Genomic DNA, 18,774 nt, shown 5'->3' on the forward strand with positions numbered 1-18,774 from the left:
GTGAGCATTTTTGATTATGAAGATCATGAAGCACTAGGGAAGGTCATCTCCGTAGATACTGCGACGGTCGTGGTTCAAGTGGACGATGTTGAATCTCTCCGGAGGCTACAAGTTAACCGATTAGCTGTTCTCCAAAGTAGTCTTGCTGGTCAGCATTTGATTGGGGTGATTCAAAAAATTACCAGAACCGCCATAGAAACCAAACTTGAGGAATCTGAGCCTGACAACATGGGTGTCGAAGAAGCGTTTCCCGAAGTAAACATGCTTCGTGTGTCGCTGATTGGTACCTTGATAGACGTTATAGGTACCCAGCGTGATGTGTTTCGCCGCACCTTGGAAACAGTTCCCGAAATTGATGCAAATTGTTTTTCTCTCGAGGGTGAGCGTTTAACTCAATTCATGCAGGTGATTTCCTCGGTTAGTGGAGATGGCCAACGTCTTTCTTTGGGAAATTACACTTTAGACCAGGACGCTGAAGCGTTTTTGAACGGAAACAAACTTTTTCAGCGCCACGCTGTAGTGGTTGGGAGCACAGGCTCAGGTAAATCTTGGACCACAGCCAGAATGCTTGAGCAAGTCGCAGCCCTGTCTAATGCCAACGCTATCGTATTTGATATCCATGGAGAATATCGGTCGCTGACCAGCGAGGGATTCAAACACTTAAGGGTCGCTGGACCAGGCGATATTGAAGAGCAACGAGGATTAGGCGATGGGGTAATTCACTTACCCTATTGGCTACTAAGTTATGAGGCACTATTGTCGATGTTTGTCGACAGGACTGACCAGAATGCGCCGAATCAGGCCATGGTCATGTCTAGAGCCATAGTTGAAGCCAAGAAAGCGTATCTAGAATCTGGTAATCACAAGGAAGTGATGGCGAACTTTACCATTGATAGTCCGATTCCCTTCCGTATCGAAGACGTCAAAGATAAGCTCGAAGAACTTAACGACGAGATGGTCAAAGGTTCAAGCGGTAAACCTGTAAAAGGAGATTTCAACGGAAAGCTTAGTCGTTTGATACAGCGATTTGCTAGTAAAACGGAAGATCGCCGCCTTGGTTTCTTGTTCCCTAGTGGCGAAGAATCTTTGGCATTTGAGTGGCTGGACCATCTCGTCAGTTTGTTGATGGGTGGAAGGGCAGCACAGGAGAAAGATCAGGGAGGTGTTAAAGTCGTTGACTTCTCTGAGGTCCCGTCAGATATCCTCCCGCTTATACTCGGAATGGTTGCGCGCCTAATATTTTCAATTCAGCAATGGCAAACGTTTGAGAGTCGCCATCCAATTGCACTTTTTTGTGACGAGGCCCATCTTTATATTCCGCAAGATATCAATTCCAGCGCCACTGATAACTCGGTGAAAATTTTTGAGAGAGTGGCTAAAGAAGGCAGGAAATATGGTGTTGGGCTAGTTGTTATAAGTCAAAGGCCGGCCGAGCTGAATAGAACAGTGGTCAGTCAGTGCAGCAACGTTGTGGCAATGAGGCTCACTAACGGAGAAGACCAGTCGGTGGTTAAGCGCCTTTTACCAGATTCTCTAGGCAGCTTTGGAGACCTCTTGCCGGTATTGGATACAGGGGAGGCGCTTGTGGTCGGAGATGCAACTCTTCTACCTACACGGATTCGGGTTGCTAAGCCTATCAATGAACCTGTGAGCGCCACCATACCGTTTTGGGATTGTTGGTCAGATAGTGATGCCGAGAACGACTTACCCTCAGCGGTTAGTTCTTGGCGTAAGCAGTCTCTGAAGAGCTAAAGTGGCTCGTTAGATAAGTGGGTAGCGCCGAATGCCTGGGTTATCACGAGGAGATTCGGCCAGACAGTAAAGGGAACGGTCACACTTTCCTTGTTTTTCATCTTGATTTGGACTCGGTGCCAAAGTCCCAGGATGATAAATCTCTCGACCCCACGGATATGCTGGTTGGATTCCGGCCCGGAGCACCATTTAAAACATTAGCTTACCTTTCTTAGCTTTTAATTTTTACTTCCGATTTTTTTATGTAGGCAAGGTTGCTGTCTCGATTCCTTGCCGTGCGTTGAAATACTGCATTGCATTCGATTCCCGGTATTGCCGTCTTGGTCACTTTTATTATCGCGAGAGAGAGGCAACTGAAAAGGGCGCTCAAACCTGGAAATAGTCAATCAATCTACGAAAGTCCGTTGGTCATACGGAGGCTCCGGTCCGTTCAGGTTCTGAGGTGGTCTAGGATTCGTTGGCATGGAGTGGATGACCTTTGGTGAGCCACAGTATGTGCCGCAACAAATAATCGTCGGTGAAAAAATTAGTAAATTGCGCCGGGAGGTGGTTACAAGCTCATGAAAATTATGGAATAGTGGGGCGACCCAAAGCCGGTAAACATCAATCGGCACCTTGAACAAAGTCCGTGATTCGAATGGCTCAAAAATGTTCGACGGGGCATTTAGCGCTAGACCACAAATTGATTTATCTGAAAAAAAACGGTCGATCTTAGGAACAACAGGATGGCAGAGACGCAGAACTCGAGCCTGAGCAGGGCGAAGTCAAATAAGGAAGACGAATTCTACACGCAGCTTGAAGATGTCGAGCGCGAGCTTAAACATTATCGGAAGCACTTCAAGGGGAAAGTCGTCTACCTTAACTGCGATGATCCCCGGGTGAGTGCCTTTTTTCACTTCTTCTCTTACAACTTCGAGAAGCTGGGCCTTCGGAAGTTGATAGCGACTTGCTACAAGAACCAAAAGCGTGATCTGTTCAGTGAGAATGACAGCGAGCGCGCGCTATTTTTGGAGTACGAGGGCGACAAGGATGGTGACCGAATTCCGGGAGACGACGAAATAGAGACCAGCTTTCTAGAAGGCGATGGGGACTTCCGCAGTGCGGAGTCTATCGAACTTCTGAAACAAGCGGACATAGTCGTCACGAATCCTCCCTTTTCTCTCTTCCGGGAATATGTTGATCAACTCATTAAATATGAAAAAAAATTCATCATTTTGGCGAACCAAAACGCAATCAAGTACAAGGGCATCTTTCCGCTAATTCAGCAGAATAAGTTGTGGCTCGGTGCCAACAGCGGGGATATGAGTTTCAGGGTTCCGGCTCACTATACACCGCGCGCTACACGGTATTGGGAAGATGAGAGCGGTCAGAAGTGGCGCAGTTTTGGGAATATGTGCTGGTTTACGAACCTTGATTACAAGAAGCGACACGAGGACCTTATCCTCTACAAAACGTATGACCCCGCCGAGTACCCGAAGTATGACAACTTTGATGCCATCGAGGTCAGCAAGGTCGCTGACATTCCGAAAGACTATCCAGGCGTCATGGGCGTCACGATCGGTTTTTTGACAAAGCACAACCCCGATCAGTTTGAGATCGTTGGCATCTCTCAGTCTTGGTACGGAGCATCGTGCAAGACATACCCTACGCAGGTTCAAGTAAATGCAAACGGGAAAAAGAGCAACGTGGGTAAGCTTAACGATGCTCCTGCTATCAAGTTGGATACACCACCATCCGGTAAGACCTACTACATTGTGGACGGTGAGCCCTTTAAGTCGCTTTATGCGCGGGTCTTTATAAAGAACAAGAAGGTTGAATGATGGAAATCGAACTTAAGAAGATCCCCGTTCGTGATTTGTGCGAGGACTACGAGGACGACGCAGAAGGTGGTGTTTTCGGGTACGGAGGTAAGCTCGACATTCGCCCGCCCTACCAACGTGAGTTTGTCTACAACGCCAAGGAGCGCAACAAGGTCATAGACACACTCACCCAAGATTTCCCACTTAATGTCATGTACTGGTCCGTACGCGATGATGGAACCTACGAAGTGATCGACGGTCAGCAGCGCACGATCTCAATTTGCCAGTATGTGGACGGAGAATTCGCGTGGAATGATCTTTACTTTCACAATCTCACTGATGACCAGCAGGAGCAAATCCTTAACTACGAATTGATGGTGTATTTCTGTAAGGGCACAGACAGCGAACGATTGTCGTGGTTCGAAACCATCAACATTGCGGGTAAGGTTCTCACCAATCAGGAACTAAATAACGCGACTTATCCAGGTCCATGGTTGTCAGACGCCAAGAAGCATTTCAGTAAGACCGGTTGCCCCGCGTACCAAGTGGCCGGAGACCTCATGAAAGGTTCGCCAATCCGCCAAGATTATCTCGAAACTGTCCTTGATTGGATCAGCGGCGGCAAAATTCGGGAGTACATGGGGAAACACCAACATAACTCCAAGGCCAACGAGTTGTGGGTGTACTTCCAAAACGTGGTTGCGTGGGTGAGGGCGACCTTTCCTGTTGAGCGTAAGAAAGAAATGAAAGGACAACCGTGGGGTTTACTATACAACGAGTATAAGGATGTGGCACTCGACCCAGACGAACTTGAAAGTCGCATTTCAGCGCTCATCCAAGACCCGGACGTGACTAACCATCGCGGTGTTTATCACTACGTTTTGGATGGCAAAGAAAAACATCTCAACATTCGCCAATTCGATGAGAGAATGCGCCGTTCAGCGTTTGAAAGGCAGAAGGGCGTGTGCCCGGACTGCGGCAACACTTTCAAAATCGAAGAGATGCATGCAGACCACATCACGCCTTGGCACGAGGGCGGCAAAACTGAGGCGGAAAACTGTCAGATGCTCTGCGCTGACGATAACAGAAAAAAAGGAGGCAAATGACGTGGTCTATCAAGGACAATCATGTTGCCTGCAGTAATGTGTGTGGTTTCGCCTTTAAACGATAGCTGCGCATGCTTGACGGCGGGTGACCTCAAGGTCTGCGTTTTCACCGATGACTACGACGCTGTGGCGGCATGATTTAGATACCCCGTCACTCTTATTCAACGCTACCTAAAAAAGGGGGGCGGAGCCTCATGCAGGTGATTTTGAGACGTACAGTTATTGACAGAACTCCAAGGAGGCGCATTCGCGCCTCTTAAAGAAATCTCCTCCAGTCCGGCGGCCGGAAGGTGGTTCTCAGATGGCTTCGTCCGTCCGATAGTCCACTCATAAATCCTGGTGATCACTCGACCGGCTGAACCAACCAGGCCTTTTAGGTGTTCGACGGTTTCGTGGTATTTGTTCTCTGTAGGTTTGGGCACCATGAGGGCGCGCAGAGGACGGTCTTTCAGTCGAAGGCAAGTGCCGCCCATGAGTTCTACGTACCGTTTCCAATCCCCGTTATCCGCCGCCTGTTCCAGCTCTTGGACGAGGCCTTTTCGATCTCCCTCGATATTGCGCAGGCGTCGAAGCTCTCGGTAGACCGTGACACTGGGTGATCCCATGAATTGGAACTGACGGATGCCCCAGATGCTTGCCCATGCTCTTATTCGAGCTGCTGACTCGACAGCATCATTGCCATAGGAGTCCTCGCCAACTTCATAGCCATCGATGGACTTGGAAATGTATTTCGCGACATAGCCCGTGGCTCTCCCTTTTTCGGGGTCGATTTCCTCAATGACGAAGCGGTTTTCTTCCGCCCCATTTTCTGCGCCATCCTCTTGAAGTGCATGTTCGCGAAAGATTCGATTAGCCTCGGGGAGGTCTCCCTTCTCCAGAAACATGAGCAGGTGCCAGTGGGGCGTGCCGTCATGGTGTGGCTCAACGGTCCGGATGCCATACCAGTCGATTCCAGTACGCTTTAGAGCTGCGCGCACGCGAGCCCAGACGCGATTAAGGTATTTCTGGGCGTCGAGCGGAGTGGCACCGTCAAACTTTGCGTTGGCGTGGCCGTTTTGATGGGTCGCGTGGTACTTGGAAGGGCAGGTAAGGGTGTAGAACACGCCAACGTGGCCGTGTTCGTTTGCGTAGTCTTCCAGGCCACCAATCCGCATCATCGTCTCGTTGCGACGGTTTCTGGGGTTGCTGACGGATTTTTCTTTGAGGCTTGAGAGGGTCGCTGAGTAACCGAATTGGTTTTCTGCAGTGAGTAGAGATAGCAGCTCCTCGTTGCTCGCTTGGGCCGCGAGGTTGCGCCGGAAATTGTATTCGCTTACGTAGAGGTTAGTGGCCTTAGAAACCAGTCCCAACTCCCGGTAGACGCCTTCGGAGCTGAGGTACGCTTTCCTCCTGAGCCGCCGTCGCCACCAGTTGGAATCGAAAACGCGGGCGAGCGCCGGAATCACCTTCTCTTTGTCGGTTAGGTCGTCAGGCTCAACTGGAAATTCCATTCCGGCCTTGTGAACCTCACGGATCAAAAGGTTCAAGGCTTCTTTTCCGTTCACCGCCACCGCATGGCCCGTAAACTCTCGCTCAAGCCGCCGGGAAATCTTTTCCGAGAATGACTGAAACAACTCAAAAGGCGAATCGGCCTTTAAGCCGCCCAGGTCATCATGCAGGTGCAATCGATCCAGGATGCTTTCGAGCCACATGTCGGCCTGGTGATAGGTGGCGCCGTCGGCGATACGCAGATAACACTGAAAAATTCGTTGCTTTAGGTGAGGGTGCTTGTCCTCGACAGTGCGGAGCATTTTTCGTGAGCGATGGTCGCCCAAGGCATAAGGGCGACCTTCCTGCCTATGCCAGTTAAAAGGCCCCATTGGAAGGTTAGCTGACATGTCTTAATCCCCCGGCCTGATTTGAAGCAATCCAGGTCCATTCCTGTTAAACAGGGTGAGAAAACGGTGGTGGTTTCGGGTGTGATTCCCCGTTAACGGGGCGATCGGCGCCAATCCCCCGTTAACAGGGCTCCCTGTTAACGGGGTGACGATGGCCCCACCAACGGGGAGCGCTCTGTTAACCGGGCAGAATTGGTTGGCCATCAAGACAACTCCGAGGTCGAACGCCGGATTTGCTTTTCGATATAGCGTTCCAGGTCCTCCATCCGATAGCGCACCGCTCGACTGCCGATTTTAATGAAAGGCACGCGAGCGCCGGCCCACCGGTCTCTTTCCAGAAACGCTTTGCTGACGCCCAGAATTTCTGCGGCTTTCGCTGTGGTAAGAAGCTGGTTTTTCATCGCCATATTCCTGTGTTGATTGATATGGCTTCAGTTTTAAGGCGTTGGAGAGGGGGAGCGGAATGCTTGCGCTTAGCGGAGGTATACCTGCACTAAGCGGAGGTATACCTCCGCTAAGCGAGGGTAGGATTATCGACTTCGAAAAAGGGTGGAGGTGCTTTGGTCCTGCTGCTTTACCTTTTTAAGTTCGAAAAGCCCGGAAGCATGAAGGAGGTGCCGCCAGCTGTTGCACTGGTAGATTTTGGGGCCGAGGTCAGGACGCTGTTGCTTGATTAACCTGAGAGCCATTCTCAGGTCTGTCCAGCCGGCGCTTTGCAGCTGCGCTTCTGCCGATTTCAAAAGTTGTACGGCAGTGGTGTTGCCCCAAACAATCGGATGGCCGGGGCAGAATCCGTAGTTCAGCAGCGATTCAAGATCAACTGAATCGAAGAATTCCAGTGCATGCTGGACCGCGGCGTTTCGAGCTGAGTCCCATTCCTGCAATTTTTCGAAGTGGTGGGAGACTGTTTCTTTGATACTTGTCAGGTGATTGAGGGCATCCTTGCAGCTGCCGGTATCTTGAAGATCGAATCTTTCCAGGAAGTGGTGCACCAGCTCATTTCGAATCGAGACGATTTCGGAGAGCTCTGCTCTGAGAGCGTCGTGGTTTTCCTGGGAGAGCGGCATCGTAAACCTAAATTGGAGTTCGGCAAGATCGGAGTTTTCCTCGGGGTCAACTGGCGTATCAGGAAAACCCTCCTCTGATGAGGATGGAAGAAGGTATTGGCCCGTAATCTGTCCGATCAATTGCCCAAGGGTTTTATTGGCGAGATCGGCCTTACGAATCTCGTGGTAGCTCTTAAGGGTTTTGGCATTTCCCCTCAAAACGGTTTTCGACAAGAAACGCTTTAACCCCAACTCGTATTGCTGAAGCTGGAGTATGCATTGCCCCACGCCCCTCTCGATCTCTGCCCTGATGTTCTCCAGGCTTTCGCCTACAAAGTCATTCGTCACCTGCCTTCTGCTCCCTGCGGTGTTGTCCTATCCATTTGGCAATCTGATGTTCCGGGTCGTCAGAATCCATTGCGGCATCAATGGCCTCCTTGAATTGTAGATAGGCTATCTGGGAAGACTTTCGATTCGAATATTCCTCGCACTCTGAATCTACAAAATCGAAGATCTGTTGCTTGAGCTCGTTGAACGGCTGATAACGGGCTTGATTCGCTTGGGTAGCGAGTTTTTTGCGGAAAATTCCCTCGAATTCCATTCCCTGAATAAACGCGATCATTTCTTTGGCGCGCTCCAGAACTAGCGAGTGCATCGCCGCCCGTTCTCGTTCTTTGGCATCCTCATACCGTTTCAGGTACTCCAGACACTCCAGAGCATAGATCAACGCGAGCAACGAAAAATAGGTGATGGCGGAAGCATCGGGAAAATCCTCTTTCTTATCGAGTTCCTGCTCCTGGAAAAGCAAAGAAAAGGCTATGGGATCGTTGATTCTCTCAAGTGGGGGCTCGGCTCCCCGCTTGTAAAAGGCCCGGTCGAAAGCGATTTGGTCCGCCTCTTTAAACAACTGCTCCAGATAACCTGCACCGATCCGCAATTCCTCCGGACTGCGCCTCTCGAGCCTGCTCTGAGCTTGGCGAATGACATATTCGAGGTGATTGGTGAAGCGAAGATCTGGAACGACATCGGCAATAATCTGCTTCGGCTGCGCTGTTGGGTCAGTTCTGTCTAGTACGGAGCGATCAAACATGGTCAGGCTTCTCAAACTGTTGAATGAAGAAGTTGGTGATTTTTTGCATGGGAACGCGAAGGCGCTCTACGTCGAAAATGATGTAGCCCTCGGTGACGTCGTTGGGGTCTTTGTGATTGATCAGCCGTTTGAGCGCGTAGGCAGGGATGTCCAGTCGCTCGGCCGCCGTGATAAAGGTTCGACGCAGATCATGGAGGGTAAACGTTACCCCGGATAGCTTGGTCACGCGGGCGATGGCCGTGCGCGGTTCGGACAGGTGCCCCCGTTCGGCATCGCTGGGGAACACAAACGGGCTGGACCGTTCCTCAAACCGCCGCTCCAACAGCACCTCAAGCGCATCACTGAAGGGCAGTCGGTGAACCCGGCTGTTTTTGGTCGCGGTGATGGTCAGCGTTTTCTCTTTGAAGTCGATCTGATCCCAGGTGAGGGTGGCTGCCTCGGTTCGGCGTAGACCGGTCAGCAACACCAGGTGCAGGTAATCGCGCGTGGTCTCATTGTTCAGTTGCAGGGTGGCCTCGTACCAGGGCTGGAGCTGGTGGTCCTTGATCAGGGACTGGCGCTTTTCCACTTTGTACCAGGCGCGCTGATGGCTCAGGACGTTGACCGGGTTGGCCACCAGAAACGGCTTCCCGGAGGCGTCCTGATAGCGTTGCAGCGCGTGGTTGAACACGGCGCGAAGGATTCGCATGCCGTTGTCCGCGCGGGCGTGGCTGCGCTGTCCATACTCCGCATGACGACTGAGCACCATATCGCGGGAAATGTCCTTGAGGGGCTTGGTCTGCCAGTCCTTGAACATCTCGCGCATGGAGCGGTGGTAGTCGTTTAGGGTGTTCGGTTTCAGGTTCTTCCGGGTGGCGAGGTAATCCTCGAAGGCGTCCTGGAGGGTGATGCGCTGGGCGCGTTTCTCGTGAACCTCCCGGATCGGATCAATGCCGGAGGCGACCTTGCCCAGGAATTTCATGGCCTCCTTGCGGGCCTGTTCGACCGTCAGGTTGCCATAGCGCCCCAGGGTTTTCCGCTTGACCCGACCATCGACCCGTTTTTCAACAATGAACGACTTTGCGCCGCCGCTGGTGACGCGCAGACCAAACCCGGCAATGGCCGAATCCCGGTAGAAGGCCTGGGCCGGTTTGCCATCGGGTTTGACCCTCGGAATCTCGACCTTGTCGACAAAGCTCTTGGTAATCCGCATACCGGTCCCTCAGTAACTGGCCTTGTCAGGGAACACCTTGCGAACCCCGCCACGTGGGTTGTCCTGATCCCCGTCCCGACGCGGAATTAGATGGATGTGGGCATGGAAGACCGATTGTCCGGCGCTAGCGCCGGCATTGGTGCCGACGTTGAAGCCGGTAATGTGGGCGTCCTCGGCGAGCAGCGCTTTCCTTCGTTCCCGGAGAAGCTCGTTGAGCGCGATGATTTCCGTTTGGCTCAGATCGAAGTAGGTTTCCACATGGCGCCGGGGAACGGCGAGGCAGTGGCCGGGGGATACGGGGTAATTGTCTTTGAGTAGCAGGGCCAGTTCGTTCTCCGCCAGAACCTCAATCCGGTTCTCGACGGGGTGACAGAACAGGCAATCGGAGGTCGTTTTGGCGTGATCCACTAGCAGCTTCCTCAGAGTCTCTTGTGTCTTTATGTAGACACTATGTAGACAAAATCGGTCAAATTCTAGCGGATTTCTTCAAACAACGGCAAACAGCGTTTTCGAGAAAAGCTCTGTATTTGACTGTTTTTAAGAGCTTATTAAAAGTTCTTCCAAATTCCTCAAAGAAGGACTCAAATAACTTAAAATCTCTCGGCCGCAAGGCCGTGCCGGTTCGATTCCGGCTCCGGGCACCATCTATTAAAACCGCCTGTAATAAAGTCTGACGCCGACAGAATAAAGCGCCTGATTATTACCATCGTGATGCTTGCGCAGTATTTGAACCTGGCATATTTTGAAAACAGACTTGGGCGTCTTTGAGAGAAATCAATATTCATTTTTTGAGTCGCCTAATCAATCAGTTGCAAGTCATTGAAAAGGAAATTCGCAATGAGCTTGTTCGATTTGGCCGGTTCGGAAACCATTGAAACGGTTCCTTTTCCGACAGGGATGGAAGGTTTCAGACCGTTTATTCAGCACCGGCAGCCGGTTTTGCTCAGTGGTGTCCGGGAAGCCCTGCCGTTCCTTCGGGACTGGAACTATGAGTATTTCAGGCATTCCTTGACGTCGATCCGGGTCCAGCGACGGTCAGAGGACGGGATCTACCATTACCTTGGTTTTGAGCGGATTCCGATGGACGAGTTCGATCAAGCCATGAATACCTCACAAGACTGCTATGCCCTGGAACCTCTGAAAGGCAAAGGGGTGTCCGAAGATTTACCCGGGGATGTTTCCGTCGACCTCCCGGCCTTTGTTTCCGAAGACAACTTCCGTGTTTCCAACCTCTATATCGGCCCGGGTGGGAACAAGTCGGTTTTGCATTACGATGAGACACACAGCCTGCTGATGATGCTCGAGGGCAGGAAGCGTTTTATCCTGTTTCCCCCGGAGCAGACCGACTGCATGTATCCCTACAGTCCGCTCAGTCTGACGGCATTACTCGAGAACCGGGTAGTCGACAGCAAAATAGACTGCCGTGAGCTGGATCTGAAGGCTTTTCCGAAGCTTGGCGAGGCCAAAGGTCTAAGTGGGTGGCTGGAAGATGGCGAGGCGCTTTTCATTCCTGCCGGGACCTGGCACTTCATTGAGGCGGAAGGCCGTAATGTATCAGTCAATTATTTCTGGATGCAGAACAGTATCAGGGATTGGTGCCAGCAACCGCTGCTTAATTTCTGGATCAAGCGGCGAGCCATTGGAATGTTGGATCAGCTTCGCAAGGTGAAACATAAACTGTCTGCTGCGTAAAAGGCCTCCGGCTGTGGAATTGAGAGTAGTCAGGACGCTGGATCACTTTGATGAGATTCAATCCCAGTGGGATGGGCTCCTGACCCGGATCGATCCGGTTCCGCTTCCGTTGACCCATGGCTGGCTTCGCTCCTGGCTTGATGCCTTTTCGTTCGATACAGAAATGGAATTCAGGTGCGTATTCCGGGGTGAAGATCTGGTTGGGATCGCACCTCTCGTAAGATCGCGGAGCTTGTATCGAGGTTTCCCCGTCACGGTCCTGCGGCTGGCGGCAAACGGGCACACTCCTTACTCTTCGATTGTCGTCGACACCTCCGTTCCCGGGGAGATAAGGAAAGAGGTGTTGACTGCACTGACGAGAGTCGGTCCCGAGGAAGTCGGTGTTTTTTTCAAGATTCATGAAAATAGCGAGCTCCATCACTTCCTGATGAATCCTGCAAGTGGAGCTGCGAAGCGGGTGGGTCAAAAGCCAAGCCTCTCTACACCGGTTATTCAAATCGATCAGACCTGGGATGAGTTTTACGGGTCGAGGCCGAGAAAACTGAAGAAAAGCCTGAATAATAAACGCAACAAGTTTGACAGAAGTGGGCGGTTCTCAATCTCTGAGGAAAAGATTATTTCCGCTGAGCAATCCATTGTTGATGAGCTGATCCGGATCTCCGCCAACAGTTGGAAGTCAAGGATCGGGAACGACCTGGGGTCCAATTCTCGAAGCCGTCGTTTTTTTCTGAACCTGATTGCGTCATTCGGGCAATTGGGCACATTGAGTGCCTGGATTATCAGGAGCAAGGACAAACCGGTGGCATACGAACTGCACCTGTCCTGTGATGGTGTGGTATACCCGATTCGGGCTGATTATGACGAAGGCTTCAAAGCCTATTCTCCCGGTTCGATTCTGGAGTACACGGCGTTGAAAAGTTTGTTCGAAAGTGGCACTTGCCGGCAATACTACACGTGTGCAGACGACTACTGGTATCTGAGTAACTGGGCCAACGGTTATCAGTCGCTTTGCACGGTGGAGCTCTTTGGCAGTCATTGGACAATGCGCGCGCTCTATGAACTTGAATACCGGTTGATACCTTTGGTCAAACGCATGATCGGCAGGAAAGACCGAACGGTGAGGCCCCTGGACTAGGGAACAGTGAGGTTACCAGTGCGGACGCTCGTTATCGTCAGCCAGGATAAGTCAGACATCTACTTCGCCAATCAGTTGGCGAAAAGGCTGAATGTGGTCGGTATTGTGGTTGAAAACCAGATACCGGAGCGCGATTGTTCGCCTCTGCCGAGAAAGGCGATGAAATATGCCTCCCGGCCGGGGCTTTTCCTGGCCAAGGTCGCGGAGGTGCTGGACCGGCGGTTTGTCGAGCCTCGCCAGGCTTACAATTATCCGGGAAACTCTCTGGATTTCGGAGGTGATGATCGGACGCTGCAACCGGGAGAAGGGGTCAATGTTCTTTATACCCGGGGGCCGAACGACATTAACAAGGCCGAGTACCGGGAATGGGTCAGGGACCAGAACCCCGACATTATTGCCGTTTGTGGAGCGTCCATACTGAAGTCCGATATGTTGTCCATTCCCGGGCATGGTGTTCTGAATCTACACGGCGGACTTGCCCAATTCTACCGGGGCCTGTTTACAACCGACTGGGCGATTCACAACTCTGAACCGGAGTGTATTGGAGCAACTGTCCATTTCGTTTCCGAGGGTGTGGACGACGGTGATGTCGTCTATCAGGGCCGGCCCGGCATTGAAGAACGTGATAACCCGAACACCCTATACCGAAAGGTCGTTGAATTGGGCGTCGAAATGATGGCCAGGGCGATTTGGGACATAGAGCACGGTCGCTGTCACTCAACGCCCCTGATATCGAAGGGCCGGTTGTATCTCAATAAAGACTTCAATCTGGCGGCAAAGCGCAGGACCTGGCGAAAAGTGGCTGACGGGGTGCTGTCAGATTACCTGGCCAATAAAGCCGGGCGCGACCAACGGGTTCTGGATTCCCTGATTAATGATTTCGACGCCGTAAAACCTGAAGCCGGAAGCACCGTTTCGGCGTCAACCTAGTTTTCGGACCAGGGCTTCCACACATCTTTCAAAGATGTCCTTGTCGAAAAACCGATGACGGGGCTCACGGTCGGCTGTAATCAATGTGCCGCCGGAGTTCACAATGCCGCAGTGAATCATCAGGTTTTCCGCCAGCCCGAAATCCTCAATCGAGTGCCCATGCCCGTCAGCGTCGACCGCTCCCGCACGCTGCCGGTAGTCCAGACCACTCATGCTGAAGCCAAACGCAGGCTTCTGCTGACCGACCATATATCCGACTTCAAATACGGTCCCGGGATCCGCGCTGATTCCGCGAAATGGCGTCAGGTTCGCGATGATTGCGTCACAACTGTCCATGAGCTCCCGGTTTGCCTCGTATATCCGAAAGGCGTGTTGCCGTTTCGTTTCTTCCTGAGACACACTCAGTTCAGCATCGAGAGGGTCGACTCCCTCCCACCGGTGCTTCTGCAGGATATTCTTTTTCTCGGTAATGATTGCTTGTTGCTCTTCCGGAGGAAAGAACACCTCCGGGCCAGCAAGGTAGACGCGTTTGGGCCGGGTCATGGGCTGTCCTGTTCGGGCAAGGGCTCAATGCTGTTGATGTCGCCGGTGGGCGGTTGTGGTTCGTCTTTGATGATCACAAAGATACCGCCACCTATGATCGCAATGGCCACAAGGATCCTCAGGATAAGCGATTTGGACATTGCAGGCTCCTCTCTGGTTGTCGAAAGAGTGCTCGTATAAACCTGAGGACGAATCCTTCGATTGCAACCGTTACCCTCCGGGCGGGGCAGGCAAATCGGAGATCCGACCAAAGTCCCTTCGACAGATATCCACTCCTGACTGATACTGACTCAAAAGAATGACAACACGTTCAGGAGGTTAATGTCATGACGGACGATAGCGATGCATTGGTAACGCACTACGCGGAAAACGGGATTACAACACTTACTCTGAACCAGCCGGAGCGTCGCAACAGCCTGTCTGTGGCCATGCTGGAGGCTTTGTCAGAGGAGCTTTCGCGGGTGGCAGATGATCCGGAGACACGGGTCGTGGTTCTGGCTGCGCGCGGTAATGTCTTCTGCGCCGGGCACGACCTGAAGGAAGTACGGGATCAGTTCGACAGCCATGAATTCCAGTTGGGCCTGTTCAACCTGTGTAGCAAGGTGATGCAGCAGATTGTGAATCTGCCCAAGCCGGTAATTGCCAGGGTGGCCGGGGTGGCGACGGCGGCCGGGTGCCAGCTGGTGGCATCCTGTGACCTGGCGGTTGCGGCAGATACCGCGCGCTTTGCCACACCGGGGGTGAATATCGGTTTGTTCTGTTCCACCCCGATGGTGGCGCTTTCCCGGAATGTTTCCCGCAAGCACGCCATGGAGATGCTGCTGACCGGCGAGCTGGTCAGTGCACCGAAAGCGGAACAGATAGGGCTGGTCAATCGGGTGGTGGACGAGCAGGTTCTCGATGAAACGGTCTACCGGCTCGCCCGCACTATTGCCGGGAAGTCCGGCCACACCCTGAAAATCGGCAAGAGCGCGTTTTACCGCCAACTGGAAATGCCACTGGCGGAAGCCTATGAGTACACTTCAACGGTGATGGCGGAAAATATGCAGACCAACGACGCTCAGGAAGGTATCTGCGCCTTCCTGGAAAAGCGCGAGCCCGAGTGGAAAGACAGCTAGTCCGCCCCCGGGCAGTTTTCTTTTCCCTGAATTAGCCGGTCACCTACCTCGATGCCGTTGGAAAGGTAGAAACCGGCGTTCATTTCCACGGCTGACCAGTAAGGAACGCCCGCCGGGTAGGTGGGACAGTTCCGGCCACTTGAAGCGGAGCATGGCACCATGGCGCGTATGTTGCGGATGGTGCCTTCCCGGTCCAGGAAAGCAATGTCCAGGGGGATCAGGGTGCGGTACATCCAGAAACCGTCCTGAGGCTCCCTCCGCTCCCCATACCGGAAGAGCATGCCGTGTTTTGCCGGCAACTCGGGTCTGCCCATGAGTCCAACCTGCCTTTCCTCAGACGTGCTGGCCACCTCGAGTACGACCGGAACAGACTCCGAGGCGTTAACGAAGCATGCATCGATCACAGGCAGCTCCGTCTGGGCCGGTGTAGCACTGACACCACATCCGGAAACCAGGCCAAGCACCAGCCAAAAACTGATTTGACGAAACACAGCCATCATGACCGCAGCCGGTAACCGGTTTTGAAGATCCACCATACTGTGGTCATGCAGAGGGCCAGGAAGAACATGGTCATCGCAACGCTGATGCCCACGTGCACATCAGACACCCCGTAAAAGGCCCATCGAAAACCGCTGATCAGGTATACCACCGGGTTGAACAGGCTGATGGTCTGCCAGATCTCCGGCAGCATGTCGATGGAGTAGAAGGTGCCCCCCAGGAAGACCAGCGGCGTGACGATCATCATGGGCACGATCTGCAGCTTTTCGAAGCCGTCCGCCCAGATGCCGATGATGAAGCCGAACAGGCTGAAGGTGACGGCGGTCAGCACCAGGAACGACAACATCCAGAACGGGTGCAGCACGGTGTAGTCCACGAACAGCCTGGCGGTGGCCAGGATAATCAGGCCGAGGATTACCGACTTGCTCGCTGCCGCACCGACATAGCCGATGACAACCTCCACGTAGGAGACCGGTGCCGAGAGCACTTCGTAGATGGTGCCCGAGAATTTGGGCATATAGATGCCGAAAGAGGCATTGGAAATGCTCTGCATCAGCAGCGACAACATCACCAGGCCGGGAATGATGTAGGCGCCGTAGCTGATGTTATCGATATCGCCCATGCGCGAGCCGATGGCAGAGCCAAAAACGACGAAGTACAGGCAGGTGGATATCACCGGCGAGAGCACGCTCTGCATCACTGTGCGCTTCATCCGGGCCATTTCGAATTTGTAGATTGCGCGGATACCGTAAAGGTTCATTCGATTCTCCGTCAGGTCGGGCTATTCATGGACGAGGCCGACAAAAATCTCTTCCAGGGAGCTTTCCCGCGTTTGAAGATCCCGGTATTCGATGCCGAGATCGCCCAGTGTCCGTAGCAGCCGCGCCACCCCGGCCTGCTCTTGCTGGGAATCAAAGGTGAAAATGAGCTCCCAGCCATCGTTCGCCAATTCCACCGGCTCCAGGGTCAGCTCACCGGGAACCTGATCAAGCTTTTGCTGGAGCTGCAGCCGGAGCTCTTTCTTGCCGAGCTTGGTCATCAGTTGGGCTTTGTCTTCCACCAGAATGATCTCACCCTGCCGGATGACGCCGATGCGGTCCGCCATTTCCTCGGCTTCTTCGATGTAGTGGGTGGTCAGGATGATGGTGACGCCGCTCTCCCGCAGTTTGCGCACCATCTCCCACATGTCCCGACGGAGTTCCACGTCCACACCCGCTGTAGGCTCATCCAGGAACAGAATCTGCGGTTCGTGGGAAAGGGCCTTGGCGATCATGACGCGCCGTTTCATGCCACCGGAAAGGGACATGATTCGGTTGTTGCGTTTGTCCCAGAGCGACAATGCCTTGAGCACTTTCTCGATGTGGGTGGGGTTGGGCGCCTTGCCGAACAGCCCCCTGCTGAAGGAGACTGCGTCCCAGACAGTCTCGAAGGAGTCGGTGTTCAGCTCCTGTGGCACAAGACCTATGGTTTCCCGGGCCTTACGGTAGTCCTTGACGATGTCATAGCCGGCCGCTTTGACTTCACCGCTGCTCAGGTTAACGATGCCGCAGATGATACTGATCAGGGTCGTCTTGCCAGCGCCGTTAGGGCCGAGCAGGGCGAAGATCTCGCCGCGTTCAATCTCCAGGTTGATGTTCTTCAACGCCTGGAACCCATCGCCATAGGTTTTGTTCAGGTGCCTGACGGAAATATCCGGTTGCACGGGCATGTCCTGTATCTGAGGGTGGATCGATAAGTTAGGAGGCGCAGCATTTTCTCACGACTGGCGCCAGTTTAGAAACCTTTGCCTTGATCGGGGAAATCCCCATAATGCGCGTTTGGCAAAAAGAGGTGGGTAATGATACGGGCAATTGCGGTTACGGGTTTGATTATCGGGTTGGTGGCGCTGTTGGTGTTCGGACCCCGCTATCTGACTTCGCCGGGATCCGACGAGGTGTCAGGCCCGGATGAGCCCCGGTGTGATCTGCTGGAGCGGGATTGCCAGTGGGAAGGAGAGACGGGCACCTGGCTTGTCCAGCTGGAATCGCTGGGCGAAGGTGACCAGGGCGTCGAGTTCCGGATCACCGTGAATGCTCCGGAAGCCCCGGACCGTTTCCTCGCAATACTGCGGGGCGAGTCCATGTACATGGGTGAATACCCGATTCCCCTCAAGCACCAGCATGGCGAAACCTGGCGCGCCCGATTCACGGCGCCCTTCTGCACGACCGGTTCCGAAATGGAGTGGCGGATCGACCTTCAGAGCGGGGAGCAGGCTGTAGGTGGAAACCCCATGAAACTGACTTTCCGGGCACGGTAATCACCGCCCACCCTAGATAAACGTGTGGCCCGCCACCAACTCACAGAGACCGGATTGGCTGGGAACATAATTATGCTCGCGCCAGTGTCTCGCGCCATCCAGTCCTGCGCGGAAACAGGCGAGATAGAGGGTATTGACCGTGAGATCCTCAATCACGGAAAGCGCCTCTGAACGGGAGATCCCGGTTTTCCGGCTTATGATGTGCACAACCAGTCCGGCAAGGGTTTCAGAGTGGCGGTCGGCTTCGTCGCAGAGGGCACAGCCGGCACCATAGAGCCATGCCGTGGCACAGGTACCGAGGATGGTTGCCATTTCCGGCCGGTCCAGTCCTTTGCCCCGGCATTCACGTTCCTGGAGGGCGGCCAGGATGTGGAGCTGGGTAAACAGTTCGGTGCGGTATCGGCTATTCGTCGCCCTGTCTGTATGGATTGGACGGCTCTTGCGTTGCGGCTGAGGCTCGGTACCCGGGCCGCCGGCCAGCGCTCCTTCCCGTGAGACACGGAACATCTGAACCCCAAGCAAAAGCAGGAGCGCAACCAGGGCCACCTGCGTGAGCACCACGAGCCAATACGACATATTTTCGAACACCTTGATCGACCTCCCCGAAAGAGGCGATGGTAACAATATGTAATGTCCAAAAACTGCCAACGGTTCAGCAATTCAATGAGGAGGGCGACACCGCGTTTATCAACTTGTGACG

Annotated in this window: 20 protein-coding genes; 8 read left to right on the forward strand and 12 right to left on the reverse strand. The window is 53.4% G+C overall.

Features of this window, described 5'->3' with window-relative positions; all coding sequences use genetic code 11:
• From MD273_RS07840 to MD273_RS07850, 3 genes are all read left to right on the forward strand, one after another.
• Nucleotides 1-1,752, forward strand: coding sequence for an ATP-binding protein (locus MD273_RS07840; protein ID WP_239037183.1), 1,752 nt, complete (start codon nucleotides 1-3; stop codon nucleotides 1,750-1,752).
• Nucleotides 1,753-2,477: 725 nt separating this feature from the next.
• Nucleotides 2,478-3,572 carry an adenine-specific methyltransferase EcoRI family protein gene (locus tag MD273_RS07845; RefSeq protein ID WP_239037184.1) on the forward strand — a complete coding sequence of 365 codons (1,095 nt, stop codon included), beginning with the start codon at nucleotides 2,478-2,480 and terminating at the stop codon, nucleotides 3,570-3,572.
• The gene (locus MD273_RS07850) at nucleotides 3,569-4,657 is read left to right on the forward strand and encodes an HNH endonuclease family protein (protein ID WP_239037185.1); all 1,089 of its coding nucleotides are present in this window, start codon (nucleotides 3,569-3,571) and stop codon (nucleotides 4,655-4,657) included. Before MD273_RS07845 ends, MD273_RS07850 begins: the two co-directional genes overlap by 4 nt.
• 167 nt (nucleotides 4,658-4,824) lie before the next feature.
• Here the strand turns inward: MD273_RS07850 and MD273_RS07855 are convergent, their stop codons facing one another.
• The 6 genes from MD273_RS07855 to MD273_RS07880 form a co-directional block, all read right to left on the reverse strand.
• Nucleotides 4,825-6,534 (reverse strand): replication endonuclease, encoded by a 1,710-nt coding sequence (locus MD273_RS07855; protein WP_239037186.1) that lies wholly within the window; start codon nucleotides 6,532-6,534, stop codon nucleotides 4,825-4,827.
• Nucleotides 6,535-6,737: 203 nt separating this feature from the next.
• Entirely contained in the window at nucleotides 6,738-6,935 is a 198-nt protein-coding gene (locus MD273_RS07860) for a helix-turn-helix transcriptional regulator (protein WP_239037187.1), read from the reverse strand.
• Nucleotides 6,936-7,064: 129 nt separating this feature from the next.
• Complete coding sequence (locus MD273_RS07865) at nucleotides 7,065-7,928, reverse strand: OST-HTH/LOTUS domain-containing protein (RefSeq protein ID WP_239037188.1); 864 nt, start codon at nucleotides 7,926-7,928, stop codon at nucleotides 7,065-7,067.
• The gene (locus tag MD273_RS07870) at nucleotides 7,918-8,670 is read right to left on the reverse strand and encodes a hypothetical protein (RefSeq protein ID WP_239037189.1); all 753 of its coding nucleotides are present in this window, start codon (nucleotides 8,668-8,670) and stop codon (nucleotides 7,918-7,920) included. The genes MD273_RS07865 and MD273_RS07870 overlap by 11 nt, the downstream gene beginning before the upstream one ends.
• Nucleotides 8,663-9,862, reverse strand: a complete 1,200-nt coding sequence (locus tag MD273_RS07875; protein ID WP_239037190.1) for a tyrosine-type recombinase/integrase — start codon at nucleotides 9,860-9,862, stop codon at nucleotides 8,663-8,665. Before MD273_RS07875 ends, MD273_RS07870 begins: the two co-directional genes overlap by 8 nt.
• 9 nt (nucleotides 9,863-9,871) lie before the next feature.
• A complete protein-coding gene (locus tag MD273_RS07880; protein ID WP_239037191.1) occupies nucleotides 9,872-10,270 on the reverse strand; it encodes an HIT family protein in 399 nt (132 codons plus the stop codon).
• A 429-nt stretch (nucleotides 10,271-10,699) separates the two neighbouring features.
• On the opposite strand from MD273_RS07880, the gene MD273_RS07885 reads away from it, so the two are divergent.
• From MD273_RS07885 to MD273_RS07895, 3 genes are read left to right on the forward strand one after another with little or no spacing between them, the layout of a single operon-like run.
• Entirely contained in the window at nucleotides 10,700-11,554 is an 855-nt protein-coding gene (locus MD273_RS07885) for a cupin-like domain-containing protein (protein ID WP_239037192.1), read from the forward strand.
• Nucleotides 11,555-11,567: 13 nt separating this feature from the next.
• Entirely contained in the window at nucleotides 11,568-12,689 is a 1,122-nt protein-coding gene (locus MD273_RS07890; RefSeq protein WP_239037193.1) for a GNAT family N-acetyltransferase, read from the forward strand.
• Nucleotides 12,690-12,707: 18 nt separating this feature from the next.
• Nucleotides 12,708-13,619: a formyl transferase gene (locus tag MD273_RS07895; RefSeq protein ID WP_239037194.1), complete on the forward strand. Its 912-nt coding sequence runs from the start codon at nucleotides 12,708-12,710 to the stop codon at nucleotides 13,617-13,619.
• Here the strand turns inward: MD273_RS07895 and MD273_RS07900 are convergent.
• Together MD273_RS07900 and MD273_RS07905 are read right to left on the reverse strand one after the other, a co-directional pair.
• Nucleotides 13,611-14,162 (reverse strand): nucleoside 2-deoxyribosyltransferase, encoded by a 552-nt coding sequence (locus MD273_RS07900; protein WP_239037195.1) that lies wholly within the window; start codon nucleotides 14,160-14,162, stop codon nucleotides 13,611-13,613. The two genes, MD273_RS07895 and MD273_RS07900, sit on opposite strands and share 9 nt — an antisense overlap.
• Nucleotides 14,159-14,302, reverse strand: coding sequence for a hypothetical protein (locus tag MD273_RS07905; RefSeq protein WP_239037196.1), 144 nt, complete (start codon nucleotides 14,300-14,302; stop codon nucleotides 14,159-14,161). The genes MD273_RS07900 and MD273_RS07905 overlap by 4 nt, the downstream gene beginning before the upstream one ends.
• Nucleotides 14,303-14,488: 186 nt before the next feature.
• Between MD273_RS07905 and MD273_RS07910 the strand changes: the two genes are divergently transcribed.
• Nucleotides 14,489-15,280: an enoyl-CoA hydratase gene (locus tag MD273_RS07910; protein ID WP_239037197.1), complete on the forward strand. Its 792-nt coding sequence runs from the start codon at nucleotides 14,489-14,491 to the stop codon at nucleotides 15,278-15,280.
• Here MD273_RS07910 and MD273_RS07915 read toward each other — a convergent pair.
• The 3 genes from MD273_RS07915 to MD273_RS07925 form a co-directional block, all read right to left on the reverse strand.
• The gene (locus tag MD273_RS07915) at nucleotides 15,277-15,684 is read right to left on the reverse strand and encodes a DUF192 domain-containing protein (RefSeq protein ID WP_239037198.1); all 408 of its coding nucleotides are present in this window, start codon (nucleotides 15,682-15,684) and stop codon (nucleotides 15,277-15,279) included. The two genes, MD273_RS07910 and MD273_RS07915, sit on opposite strands and share 4 nt — an antisense overlap.
• Before the next feature lie 92 nt (nucleotides 15,685-15,776).
• Entirely contained in the window at nucleotides 15,777-16,538 is a 762-nt protein-coding gene (locus tag MD273_RS07920) for an ABC transporter permease (RefSeq protein WP_239037199.1), read from the reverse strand.
• A gap of 21 nt (nucleotides 16,539-16,559) precedes the next feature.
• A complete protein-coding gene (locus MD273_RS07925; RefSeq protein ID WP_239037200.1) occupies nucleotides 16,560-17,480 on the reverse strand; it encodes an ABC transporter ATP-binding protein in 921 nt (306 codons plus the stop codon).
• A gap of 135 nt (nucleotides 17,481-17,615) precedes the next feature.
• On the opposite strand from MD273_RS07925, the gene MD273_RS07930 reads away from it, so the two are divergent.
• Nucleotides 17,616-18,074, forward strand: coding sequence for a hypothetical protein (locus tag MD273_RS07930; RefSeq protein WP_239037201.1), 459 nt, complete (start codon nucleotides 17,616-17,618; stop codon nucleotides 18,072-18,074).
• Between the two features lie 12 nt (nucleotides 18,075-18,086).
• On the opposite strand, the gene MD273_RS07935 is transcribed toward MD273_RS07930, so the two are convergent.
• Nucleotides 18,087-18,650, reverse strand: a complete 564-nt coding sequence (locus MD273_RS07935; protein WP_239037202.1) for a hypothetical protein — start codon at nucleotides 18,648-18,650, stop codon at nucleotides 18,087-18,089.
• Nucleotides 18,651-18,774: the final 124 nt, after the last annotated feature.

This window comes from Marinobacter sp. C7 (genome assembly GCF_022343555.1).
Classification (GTDB): Bacteria; Pseudomonadota; Gammaproteobacteria; order Pseudomonadales; family Oleiphilaceae; genus Marinobacter.